This window comes from Notoacmeibacter ruber, assembly GCF_003668555.1.
Classification (GTDB): Bacteria; Pseudomonadota; Alphaproteobacteria; order Rhizobiales; family Rhizobiaceae; genus Notoacmeibacter; species Notoacmeibacter ruber.
The window spans coordinates 1,958,293-1,970,437 of sequence record NZ_RCWN01000001.1; the positions used below are offsets into that span (position 1 = coordinate 1,958,293).

Here is a 12,145-nt window from a genome sequence, read left to right on the forward strand (position 1 = left end):
CCAGCGTCAACCGGACTCCGGGCCTGATTCTGTGACGCAGCGCAGCAAAATCCTTTCGTCAGGCCGACTCGCGGAGCTTGAGGACGCCGTCGAAAAGTTCGATCTCGGGAGATGTACCCTCGGCCTTGCCCTGCATTTTGCGAACCAGTCGCGAGACGGCTGCCCGGCCGATTTTCTCCACATCCTGAGCCACCGTCGTCAGCGCGGGCGTGGTGTAGGGGCAGAGGGGATAATCATCATGGCCGGCGATCCTCAAACCGCCGGAAGCGCCTCGCCCCGGGACAAGGCCGTGCCGCGAGGCAGCCCGCAGAGCCCCGATGGCGACGCGATCATTGACGCAGAGGATGGAGCGGTCGGTGAACCGGCCACGCGCGAAAGCCGCGTCAAGCACCGCCTCGCCATGGGACTCGAAATACCAGCCTTCCTCCACGAGATCCGTACCGATCACGACCGGCTCGTGACCGAGACTTTCCATGACAGCGATATAGGCGCGCTCCCGTTCCAACGCGTTGAAATTCACCCGCGGCATGCCGAGTAGGATTGGTGACTCGCCGACCCGGCATAGATATTCGGTGATCAACCTGGTGCTTCTAGGATGGTCTGTACCAACAAAATCAACATCCGGCATGGTGTTTGGCCGGGAGTCGACCAGCACATATGGCAACCGTGCATTGAGCCGTTCGTGCGTCTTAATGTCACTCTGGTTGCCGAGCGGCACGACAAGAGCACCATCCATGCTCATCGACATGAAGGTTTCGGCCGCCCGCGCTTCGATCTGTGGATCGGAATGCGAGCACTGCATGATGACGGTGAAACCCGCCTCCATGGCCGCACTCTCGATCGCCTGAAGAAGGTTGGTGAAGAACAGATCGTTCAGATAGGGAATGATGACGCCGATGAGACCGGTCGTTTTCCGGTTCATCCGCGTGGCAAAGAAGTTCGGTACGTATTCGATCTTCTCCAGCTCGCGCCGGATTCGCTCCGACGTCGAGCGCCGAACACTGTCCGGATCCTGAAAATAGCGCGAGAGCGTCGGGCGCGATACGCCAATCGCCACCGACAACTCCTTCATGGTGTTGATCTTCTGCTTCTTCACATTCTTTTCGGTATCACGTGACATGGCCTCCCTCATGTCGCCGAAGTCCTTCCGGATGCAAGACTAACAGGAAAGCAAAAATTTTTACACGTGCAAAGGTCCTTGCACAAATCGGCGACAAGCCTAGCCAGCAAATAGGCTGCCGCCATGCATTAAAAAAGAACAGACGAAAAACTGGTTAGCCTCTTCCATTCTGCACCCACCGTCGGGGTGTCATGGGCAAGCCCCAAACGCGTAAATCAGGCGCTGCGGCTTTGTTGACGATACCATTTTTACCGCCAATGCGCGGAGCATAAGGCCGATAAGGGCATTAGCAACTGGATACACGCCGAACCCGATCTGTAACCAGTCTCAGGGGCGGGACGGGCCTATGGCAACGACATCATCCGAATACATAGAAGAATGGTAGCGGAGGAGGGACTCGAACCCCCGACACAAGGATTATGATTCCTCTGCTCTAACCGACTGAGCTACTCCGCCCCCGGCGCCGAATTGTCGCGGTCGGTTATGCCGCGGCGCTGCAAAGTGCGGCGGATATAGATGCGGCTTCGGCGTGGTGTCAAGCGCTTGCCGGGGGTTGCGCGAAATATCCCGACACGAGGCTGAGCCGGCCTTTTCGAAACATTCCTGCCACACAACATTTCAACAGCGGTCAAAAAACGGTCACATCCTATGGCGCGATGTCATATGCCGTGACCGGAGGGCCTTCGCGAAAAAATAAACAAAGTGTCGGCAACGACTTAGACCACGCGATGGAATTTACCTTCCCGTGCCGCTCCGGCTTGCCCCGCCGCAGCTGCCGACATAGAAACGCCCGATATTTCAAAGGGCTTGATTGGTATGAATCCACGCATTGGCGTCATTGGCTGCGGCTATTGGGGAAGTAACCACATTCGCACCCTCGCATCGCTCGGCCATCTTGCCGCGGTGGCCGATGTGAATGCGCCGCGTGCGGAAGGGTTCGGCAGCGAATATGACGTCCCGGGCCTATCCCCGGAAGAAGCCATCGCCTCCGATGACCTCGACGCTCTGGTTCTGGCACTGCCGCCGCAATTTCATGCTGAGATGGCAATTGCAGCCACCACGGCGGGCAAGGATGTGCTGGTGGAAAAGCCGATCGCTCTCTCCGTGGCGGATGCGGAGCGATCCGTCGCAACGGCACGCGAACATGGTCGCATCTTTATGGTGGGCCATGTCCTGCGCTTCCACCCTGCCTTCGAAGGCCTGAAGACGCTGGTCGATGACGGCGTGCTGGGTGAAATCCGCTACATTCACTCCCACCGCGTCGGCCTTGGAAAATTTCATACCGAGAATGATGCCCTGTGGGACCTTGCACCGCACGATCTCTCCATGATCCTGGCGCTGACCGGTGAAGCGCCGGTGGCTGTCCATGGCGAAGGCGCAGCGATGCTCGACCATCTTTCCGATTTCGCTCATCTGCATATGCGCTTTTCGGACCGGCTAAAGGGGCATCTCTTCGCCTCGCGTCTCAATCCCTATCGCGAGAGGCGGCTTTCCGTCGTCGGCACGAAGGCCATGGCCGTCTTCGACGATGTCGAACCTTGGGAGCGTAAGCTGGCGCTCTACCGCCACACACTCTGGCAGGATAATGGGGCCTGGGCCGCGACGCAGGAAGAGCCGGAATATCTGCCCGTCACAGGCGGCATGCCACTGACGCGCGAGCTCGAACATTTCATCGACTGTATCCGCACGCGCCAGGCACCACGGGCCGATGGTCAGGAAGCGATCGAAGTCCTGAAGATTCTGACCGCCGGCACGGTGCGCCACGACCGGACGGACCGATAACGGATTTCGCTATTCGGCCGCCACGGTCTGCGCCGACAACGACTTGAGCGCGGCTTCGGCATCAGCGCTTTTCTCGCCGCGCGCAATGAAACCACCACCCAGTATGCGGGCCCGCGGACCATCATCGGCGTAGAAAACGCAAGCCTGCCCGGGCGCGACCCCCGTCTCGCCCTGCAGGTCGACATATACACCCTGTTCGTCGGCAAAAAGGCGCGCCGGCTTTGGCGGGCGTGAAGAGCGGATACGCGCCACCAGCGGAAGGCCCTGCCCACCGGCGGCATCCTCGATTCGCCCATCGCCCAGCCAGTTCACGTCGCGCAGATGGACACGGCGCGTCTCGAGCGCCTCTGCCGGCCCGACAATCAGACGCGCCTTGTCGGCGTCGACCGCGACCACATAGAGCGGCTCACCGGTCGCCACGCCGATGCCGCGCCGCTGCCCGACCGTATAATTGATGATGCCTTCGTGCCGGCCGAGAACCCGTCCGTCGAGATGAACGATCTCGCCCGGTTCGGCAGCTCCCGGCCGCAATTTGGCGATCATGTCGGAATAGCGCCCACGCGGCACAAAACAGATATCCTGGCTGTCCGGCTTCTCGGCAATCGCGAGGCCCATCTCCTCGGCCATTTCGCGCACACGGGATTTCGGCAAATCGCCCAACGGGAAGCGCAGATAATCGACCTGCTCCTGCGTGGTGGCGAAGAGGAAATAGCTCTGGTCGCGGCTGTCATCGACCGGCCGGTAGAGGGCGCGGTGCGCACCGTCCTGCCGGCTGGCGATATAGTGCCCGGTCGCCAGGGCATCCGCGCCGAGATCCTTGGCCGTCGCGAGGAGATCGGCGAACTTGACCGTCTGGTTGCAAGCGATGCACGGCACGGGCGTCTCGCCGGAGACGTAGCTGTTGGCGAACGGATCGATGACCGCCTCTCGGAAGCGGCGCTCATAGTCCAGCACGTAATAAGGAATCCCCAGCGTGTCGGCGACGCGACGGGCATCGTCGATATCCTGGCCTGCACAGCACGAACCGGCGCGCTGGACGGCCTCGCCATGATCGTAAAGCTGCAAGGTCACACCGATGACCTCATAGCCCTCCGCTGCCAGCAGTCCGGCCACGACGGAGGAATCGACGCCGCCACTCATCGCGACGACAACGCGCGTGTCCTCCGGCGCCTTTAGCAAATCGAGGCTGTTCATCGGCTTGCAATCCAGTGTTTCGAATTCTGGCATCTCATGGTGGGCGATATAGGCGAAAAGGCGTCGGCACGCCAACCCGAAGTCCCCGAACGGAAGCGACGCGTGAACCATCCCGGTATGCTTAAGGAATGCTTTCAGTCCGGTTTACCAGTCTGAATAAAGGCTTAGCGACCGATTAGGCGGTTCTTAAGAGGCCCGTCCTATTCTTCGGTCAATAGGTCTTGAAATTTTGTAGAGTGTACAATGACCGAGTTGGCCCGCCCACGCGTAAAATATGTCATCGGCCCCGATGGCAGCCCCCTGACGATCGCCGATCTTCCACCGACCAATACAAGGCGCTGGGTGATCCGAAGAAAAGCCGAGGTTGTTGCCGCCGTGCGCGGCGGGCTCCTTTCCCTGGAAGAGGCGTGCCAGCGCTATCACCTTTCCATGGAAGAGTACCTCTCCTGGCAGGCGTCAATCGACGAATACGGCCTTGCCGGCCTGCGGACCACACGCATTCAGCAATACCGCCACTAGGACCACACGTCCTATCGGTGCACTACGCAGAATCTGGAAAAGGTGGACTGCCCGGCAGCCCGCCTCCATCCGTCTACGCGAAGGCTTGGCTGCGTTTTGGACTGTCAGAGAAGCTCGGTCGCGCCGGTCCAGGTCAGTTGCAGCGAAAGCATGAACAGGATGATCTGGATCACCCGCAGATAGCTCTGCTCGCTCAGCCATTTCGACAGTTGGCGGCCGGCATAGGTCCCGATGATGGCAACGACGCACAGCACGGCGATGAGCCAGCCATCGTCCGCATCCATCAGTCCCAATGAAAGATAGGCCGGCAGTTTCGACAGGTTGATCGCCGCGAAGGTAAAGGTCGTCGTACCGGCGAACACCATTTTCGGGAGCTTCTGGGGCAGAACGAAAGCCTGATACGGCGGCGCACCGGAATGGCTGACGAAAGATGTCAGCCCCGTGAGCACGCCCCAGAACAAACCAAGCGGCATGGAGCGCGCACCGCGTCTTTCCTCTGCCGAGCGCGACGCGCCCCACGCCCATCCGCAATAGCCGAGCCCGATCAGGCCTGTCGCCAGCGTGAAAACCGCTACAGGCACGTGCGGCTCGACGAGTGTGCCGATCAGAACGCCGACAAAGCCGGCAGGCACCAGCACCGCGAGATTCCATCCGTCCCATTCGTGCCGGTAGAGCCAGACCCCGACAATATCGGAAATGATGAAGATCGGCAGCAGCAGCGCCGCCGCAGAAAGCGGGTCCATGAAGAAGGCAACAAGCGGCACGGCCAATGTCGCGGCCGCGGCGATGCCGCCCTTTGAGAGACCGACAATGAAGGCGGCAAACAGAAGAACGGCAAATTCCATCGTGATCATGGGGATCCGGAGAGCTGAAAGAGCGCCGAGACGCCTGATAACACCCGTTCTATAAGGCCTCGGGCGAAGAGAACGCGGTCGATTAACTTTTCGACAAGCGCCTTGCCCCTCTTCCGCTCTACCCCACCCTTGATGGATAAGTCCAACGGGTAGAGCGCAGCACCATGACCGACAACGCCAAGGAACTGGCCAAAGAAGGCAAGACACCGCATTACGACAGCCCGGCGGGCGGATGGGGCTCTCTGCGCGGCATCGCCGAGGTCACCGATGAAGCAAGCCCGGAATTCGGCGTCGCCGACACGCTACGCCGGCAGAACAAGCCGGGCGGCTTCATGTGCACCTCGTGCGCCTGGCCGAAGCCTGCCAACTATCACCCGTTTGAATTCTGCGAAAATGGCGCGAAGGCCACCGTCTGGGAACTGACGAGCGATCGCTGCACACCCGAATTTTTCGAACAGCATACCGTCTCCGAATTGCGGAACTGGACCGATCACGAGCTTGAAATGACGGGCCGGCTGACCGAGCCGATGCGCTACGATGCTGCGAGCGACCGCTATGTGCGGGCCTCCTGGGAGGAGGCTTTCTCGGCAATCGGCACCACGTTCAAGAGGCTCGATCCGAAATCGACCGTCTTCTATTCGTCCGGGCACGCGGGGCTGGAAGCCTCCTATCTCTACGCGCTGTTCGCGCGCCTCTACGGGCACAACAACCTGCCGCAAAGCTCCAATATGTGCCACGAGACCACTTCGGTCGGCCTGAAGAAGGTTATCGGCTCATCGGTCGGCACGGTCATCTGGGACGACCTGGAAGAGACGGATGCCTTTTTCTTCTTCGGCCAGAACCCCGGAACCAACTCTCCGCGCTTCCTTCGCCCACTCGCCGAGGCCAAACAGCGCGGCGCCAAGATCGTGACCTTCAATCCGCTCCGCGAACAGGGGCTGGTTTCGTTTGTCGATCCGCAGAGCCCGGTCCAGATGATGACCGGGAAGGAAACGAAAATTTCCCACCGCTATTATCAGCTCAAATCCGGCGGCGACGTCGCCGCCATTCTCGGCCTCTGCAAATATGTGATCGAAAAGGACGACGAGGCTCAGAAAAGCGGCGGCCATCGCGTGATCGATCAGGACTTTATCGATCAGCATACGACAGGCTTCGACGAATTCATCGAATTTGCACGCGCTGCGGACTGGTCCGACATCGAGAAGGCGTCTGGCCTATCGGAAACCGATCTGCGCGAAGCCGGTCATATTTATATCAGTTGCGAGCGCGTCATCGGGGTCTATGGCATGGGTCTCACCCAGCACAGCCACGGCGCTCTCAATATCGCGATGCTGGTCAATCTCCTTTGCCTGCGCGGCAATATCGGCAAGGACGGAGCAGGCTGCTGCCCGGTCCGCGGCCATTCCAATGTTCAGGGGCAGCGAACCGTCGGCATTTCGGAAAAGCCCAGCCTGATACCGAACGACAAGTTACGCGAACTCTTCGGCTTCGAGCCGCCGATGGACCAGGGCTACGTCATCACCGAAGCGCTTCAGGCCACCATGAAGGGCGAGGTCAAGGCAATTCTCTCCCTCGGCGGCAATCTGTGCCGGGCCCTGCCGGAGCGCGACAAGGTCGAGCAAAGCTGGAGCGCGCTCGACCTGACCGCGATGATATCCACCAAACTCAATCGCAGCCATCTCTTCCCGGGCAAGGAGGGATGGATCCTACCCTGTCTCGGCCGCGCCGAGATCGATCGGCAGGCGACAGGCAATCAATATGTTTCGGTCGAGGATTCCTTTTCGTGCATTCACGGTTCGGTCGGGCACAGATCGCCCGCCTCCGAACATCTGAAAAGCGAGTTGGCGATCGTCGCCGGCCTGGCGAAAGCGACCCTGCCAGCCAATCCGAAAGTGAAATGGGATGAGTGGACGGCCGATTACAGCCATGTCCGCAACCTGATCGAGGCCTGCTATCCCGACGACTTCCACGACTATAATGCCCGCCTCAACGAGCCCGGCGGTTTCTGGCGGGGAAATTCGGCACGCGAGCGCATCTGGGAGACCGAGAGCGGCAAGGCTGTCATTACCACGCCGGACCAGCTTCATTCCCGCAACTTCGAGGAACGCGACGGCCGCTATATTTTGGTGACGCTGCGCTCCAACGACCAGTTCAACACGACCATCTACGGATATTCCGACCGTTTTCGCGGCATCGAGGGGACGCGCGACGTGGTGTTGATGAACCAGGCTGACATTGATGCGGCGGGGCTTGAAGCGGGCGAGACGGTCACGCTTTTCTCCGACGACGACACGCCGGATGGCGGAAATCGCCGCCTTGGTGGGCTGACGCTCACGCCTTACAACATACCGCGCGGCACGATCGCCGGTTATTACCCGGAGTGCAACGTGCTGATCGGCCTGATGCATGGGGACGAGATATCGAAAACGCCCGCCAGCAAGTCGATTCCCGTTCGCATCGAGCGTGAAGAGAAACCGTCGCACTGACGCGTCAGGATGAGGGTGGCCTTCCCGTCGGCCAGTCCTTAGTCTGGTGGCGAAGCGCCAGAAGACGGTGCGGCGCAAAGAGGGGACGTCGTGGCCAAAAGGCTCTCGCAAACCGCCTCGTCAGTGAGGTGGCGAATATACTTGCCACTTGCCGCCGGGTTTTCTGTTGCGGGTTGTTCATCAATGCCGCTGATCGACACTGCGGGGCCCGTGGCGGAGGCCAATCGCGATCTGATGTTCATCGCGCTCGGCCTGATGGCGGTCGTGGTCATTCCCGTCTTCATTCTCACCGCGCTGGTGCTGCTACGCTATCGAGCGGGGCATGAGCACGGCAAGTATCGGCCGGAATGGAATTTCTCCGGTTGGTTGGAGGCGCTGATCTGGGGCATACCGGCGCTGATCATCGTGGCGCTTGGCGTATTTCTCTGGAATGGCACCCACCGGCTCGATCCTTACAGCCCGCTTCCGGCATCCAGTCCACCACTGGAAGTGCAGGTGATCGGCCTCGATTGGAAGTGGCTCTTTCTTTATCCGGAGCAACAGATCGCCTCCGTCGATCGGCTCGTTTTTCCCGCCGACCGCCCCATCGCGCTTTCCCTGACAACCGACGCCAACATGATGAGTTTCTTTATCCCCCGGCTCGGCAGTCAGATTTACGCCATGGCCGGCATGGAAACGAAGCTGCATCTCGCTGCGGACGGCAACGGCACTTTTCTCGGACGCAACACCCAATTCAACGGAATCGGATTTTCGCGCCAGCACTTCGACGCGATGGCGGTAGGCGAGGACGATTTCGCGGCATTCGTCGATAAAGCGAAGGCGCGAGAGCCCCTGTCTTCCGCGCGCTATCGGCAACTCGCCCTGCCATCCGTGCTGGAGGAACCAGAAATCTACGGCGGCTATCCTGGCGACCATTTCCGACAGGTGATGATGAAGTACAAAAACGAAGTGCCGACCCCCGATCGTCCGGACGAAAATGCGCTCTCGACAGAGGACGATATCGGAAGCGTCGACGGCTCAGGCCATCCCGCTTTCAGTGTGGAGGAAGAAGCTCCCGTCGATCGCGGCGACGGGCCGATTACGGTTTCCGGCCCCCAGAAGGGTCGCAAAATCGAACCTGATGTCGAGGAAGCCAGCGAATGACACTCCTCGGAAAACTGTCCTGGGATGCCCTGCCCTTCTACAGCGTCATTGCCTTTATTGCGGCGATGGTCGTCGTCGTCGCCGCGCTTCTGATAGCCGGGATCATCACCTGGTACTGGAAATGGCCCTATCTGTGGAAACACTGGTTCACCACGCAGGACCACAAGAAAATCGGGATGATGTATATCATTCTCGCTTTCGCCATGCTCGCCCGTGCCTTCATCGAGGCGATGATGATGCGAGCCCAGCAGGCCTTCGGGCTTGGAGCGGAGTCAGCGGGCTACCTGCCGCCCGAGCACTTCAATCAGCTTTTCACGACCCACGGCACGCTGATGATCTTCTTCGTCGCGATGCCGCTTCTCTCCGGCCTTATCAATTTCGTCGTGCCGCTTCAGATCGGAGCGCGTGACGTGGCCTTTCCGCTCGTCAACCTGGTCTCTCTGTGGCTGACATGGGCGGGCGGCTTTCTGATGATGGTCAGTCTGGTCATCGGACGCTTCGCGACCGGTGGCTGGAGCGGCTACCCGCCTTTCACCGAGCTTTCCCTCTCACCCGGCGTCGGGGTTGATTACTGGATCTGGGCATTGATGCTTTCAGGTATCGGAACCACGCTCACGGGGATCAATTTCGTAACGACCATCTGGAAGATGCGCGCGCCGGGCATGACCCTGATGCGTATGCCGCTCTTCTGCTGGACGTCGCTCTGTACTGCCCTTCTGATGATCTATGCGCTGCCGCCCCTGACGGTTGCGACCGGCCTTCTGGCTCTCGACCGCTATGCCGGCTTCCACTTCTTCACGAACGACGCCGGCGGCAACGTGATGCACTATGCCAACCTTTTCTGGCTGTTCGGTCATCCCGAAGTGTACATCCTCATACTGCCCGCCTTCGGGGTCTTCTCGGAGGTAATCTCCACCTTTTCCGGCAAGAAGCTCTTCGGCTACACATCACTGGTCTACGCGACCATGTGCATCGCCGTGCTCTCCTTCACGGTCTGGCTGCATCACTTCTTCACGATGGGGGGCACGGCGGACGTAAACGCCTTTTTCGGCATCATGACCATGGTGATCGCCGTACCGACCGGCGTGAAAATCTTCGACTGGCTTTTGACCATGTGGGGCGGCCGCATCAGGCTCACCGTGCCGATGCTCTATTCGCTTGCCTTTATCGTCACCTTCGTTCTCGGGGGTGTCTCAGGCGTTCTGCTGGCTATCCCGCCGGTCGACTATATGGTGCACAATACGCTTTTCCTGGTCGCCCATTTCCACAACATGCTGATCCCCGGAACGCTTTTCGGCATGTTTGCCGGCATCCATTACTGGTTTCCGAAGGCCACCGGATTCCGCCTCGATGAAAAATGGGGCCGCCGCGCCTTCTGGTTCTGGGTCTCCGGCTTCTACGTCGCGTTCATGCCGCTTTACATACTCGGCCTGATGGGAATGCCGCGCCGCATGGTCACCTACGAGGTGGAAGCCTGGCAGGCCTGGCTGATCGCCGCAGCGATCGGCGCCATTCTCATCGGACTCGGCATCGCCTGCATGTTCATCATGCTCTACGTCTCGATCCGCGATCGTGGCCGCCTTCAGGATGTCACCGGCGATCCGTGGGACGGGCGGACGCTGGAATGGTCGATCACCTCACCGCCGCCGGAATGGAACTTCGATGAAGTCCCGGTCGTCACTCGCCGCGACGAATGGTGGTACCGCAAGCAGAACGGCGAAATGCAGCAAAAAAGCGAGGACCCCGGTGATTACGAACCGATCGACGTCCCCAAATGGTCACTGATCGGTCCCTCACTCGGCATGGTTGGCACCGCGTTCGGCTTCGCCATGGTCTGGCACGTCTGGTGGCTGGCCATCCTGACCGGCGGTATTCTCGTTTCGATGATGATCGGCCGCGCTTTCGTGAAGGATCGCGAACGCGCCATCCATACGGAAATCATCGCGCAGCACGCCCGCCTCTGGAACATGGCGCAGCGGGGTGAACACCCATGAGCCAGACGCTGACACAAACGGAGCTCGATCAGGGCAGTAATCAGCAGCATCCAGGCCCGGAAATCGCGCGCGGCGATAGCGAAACCGGCCGCGAGGACGAGACGGAAGTCTTCGGTTTCTGGGCCTTCATGATGAGTGATGCCATCATCTTCACGCTGCTTTTTGCTACCTTCGGCGTGCTGCGGCAGGGTCTTGCGGGCGGACCAGGACCGCGCGAACTCTTCTCCCTGCCGCTGACAGCGGCAGAAACCGCCGCGCTCCTCACATCATCGGTCACCTTCGGGGTCGCAAGCCTTGGTCTTCAGGCCGAACGACCGGGCCGGGCCATTTTCTGGCTCGCCATCACCTTCGTGCTCGGTGCGATCTTTCTCGGCCTCGAACTCTATGAATTTCACGACATCTTTTCAAAAGGCGGAACGCCGCAGACCTCGGGCTTTCTCTCGGCCTGGTTCACGCTTCTGGCGACGCACGGCCTGCACGTCACCTTCGGCATGGGTTGGCTGATACTGATCGTGGTCCAGCTCATCCTCTACGGAACGGAAGCACAGGTTGGCCAGCGCATGCTGCGACTCGGCATTTTCTGGCACTTTCTCGACGTCGTCTGGGTCGGCATTTTCTCGATCGTCTATCTGGGGACGCTGGCATGAAGGGCAGCCCGAGCGAAGAAGCGCAGAAGATTCAGGAGCGCGGCAACGCTGCGCCGAAGAAGCTGCGGGAAGAGGAGCTTGCCACCTACCTCAAAGGGTTGGCTTTTGCAGCGGTTCTGACCATTGCAGCCTTTGCCGTAATCATGGCGGATCTGCTGGAAGGCTGGGCCGCGCGGCTGACCGTCTACGGCCTCGGTCTGATCCAGATCGGCGTGCACCTCTATTATTTCCTGCACCTCGATTTCAAAGGCAGCCGGCGCGAAGATCTGCTGCTTGTTCTCTTCACCACCCTGCTGGCCATACTGATGGTCGGCGGCACGCTGTGGATCGTACTCGGCATGAACGCCCGCATGATGCCGGCAGGCATGATGGGCGGCACGACGTCAATCAGCGGCGGAATGTGAGG

General features: G+C 60.1%; 10 protein-coding genes and 1 tRNA gene. 7 read left to right on the top strand and 4 right to left on the bottom strand.

Annotated elements, in window-relative coordinates; all coding sequences use genetic code 11:
- Positions 1–58: 58 nt before the first annotated feature.
- The gene (locus tag D8780_RS09345; RefSeq protein WP_199699582.1) at positions 59–1,120 is read right to left on the bottom strand and encodes a LacI family DNA-binding transcriptional regulator; all 1,062 of its coding nucleotides are present in this window, start codon (positions 1,118–1,120) and stop codon (positions 59–61) included.
- A 379-nt stretch (positions 1,121–1,499) separates the two neighbouring features.
- Positions 1,500–1,576 (bottom strand) — tRNA-Met (locus tag D8780_RS09350).
- 360 nt (positions 1,577–1,936) lie between these two features.
- On the opposite strand from D8780_RS09350, the gene D8780_RS09355 reads away from it, so the two are divergent.
- A complete protein-coding gene (locus tag D8780_RS09355) occupies positions 1,937–2,902 on the top strand; it encodes a Gfo/Idh/MocA family protein (protein ID WP_121645348.1) in 966 nt (321 codons plus the stop codon).
- Positions 2,903–2,911: 9 nt separating this feature from the next.
- Here D8780_RS09355 and mnmA read toward each other — a convergent pair whose 3' ends face one another.
- The gene (gene mnmA / locus D8780_RS09360; RefSeq protein WP_121646489.1) at positions 2,912–4,096 is read right to left on the bottom strand and encodes a tRNA 2-thiouridine(34) synthase MnmA; all 1,185 of its coding nucleotides are present in this window, start codon (positions 4,094–4,096) and stop codon (positions 2,912–2,914) included.
- Between the two features lie 243 nt (positions 4,097–4,339).
- Here mnmA and sciP point away from each other — a divergent pair, with 243 nt between their 5' ends.
- Complete coding sequence (sciP, locus tag D8780_RS09365) at positions 4,340–4,615, top strand: CtrA inhibitor SciP (RefSeq protein ID WP_121645349.1); 276 nt, start codon at positions 4,340–4,342, stop codon at positions 4,613–4,615.
- Between the two features lie 104 nt (positions 4,616–4,719).
- On the opposite strand, the gene D8780_RS09370 is transcribed toward sciP, so the two are convergent.
- On the bottom strand, positions 4,720–5,469 hold the full coding sequence (locus tag D8780_RS09370) for a sulfite exporter TauE/SafE family protein (RefSeq protein WP_199699583.1): 750 nt from the start codon (positions 5,467–5,469) through the stop codon (positions 4,720–4,722).
- Between the two features lie 164 nt (positions 5,470–5,633).
- Between D8780_RS09370 and D8780_RS09375 the strand changes: the two genes are divergently transcribed.
- From D8780_RS09375 to D8780_RS09395, 5 genes are all read left to right on the top strand, one after another.
- A complete protein-coding gene (locus tag D8780_RS09375) occupies positions 5,634–7,955 on the top strand; it encodes an FdhF/YdeP family oxidoreductase (protein WP_121645350.1) in 2,322 nt (773 codons plus the stop codon).
- Positions 7,956–8,138: 183 nt separating this feature from the next.
- Positions 8,139–9,098 (top strand): ubiquinol oxidase subunit II, encoded by a 960-nt coding sequence (locus D8780_RS09380; RefSeq protein ID WP_121645351.1) that lies wholly within the window; start codon positions 8,139–8,141, stop codon positions 9,096–9,098.
- Positions 9,095–11,092 carry a cbb3-type cytochrome c oxidase subunit I gene (locus tag D8780_RS09385; protein ID WP_121645352.1) on the top strand — a complete coding sequence of 666 codons (1,998 nt, stop codon included), beginning with the start codon at positions 9,095–9,097 and terminating at the stop codon, positions 11,090–11,092. Before D8780_RS09380 ends, D8780_RS09385 begins: the two co-directional genes overlap by 4 nt.
- Positions 11,089–11,739 carry a cytochrome (ubi)quinol oxidase subunit III gene (locus tag D8780_RS09390; RefSeq protein WP_121645353.1) on the top strand — a complete coding sequence of 217 codons (651 nt, stop codon included), beginning with the start codon at positions 11,089–11,091 and terminating at the stop codon, positions 11,737–11,739. The genes D8780_RS09385 and D8780_RS09390 overlap by 4 nt, the downstream gene beginning before the upstream one ends.
- On the top strand, positions 11,736–12,143 hold the full coding sequence (locus D8780_RS09395) for a cytochrome o ubiquinol oxidase subunit IV (protein ID WP_121645354.1): 408 nt from the start codon (positions 11,736–11,738) through the stop codon (positions 12,141–12,143). Before D8780_RS09390 ends, D8780_RS09395 begins: the two co-directional genes overlap by 4 nt.
- Positions 12,144–12,145 lie beyond the last annotated feature (2 nt).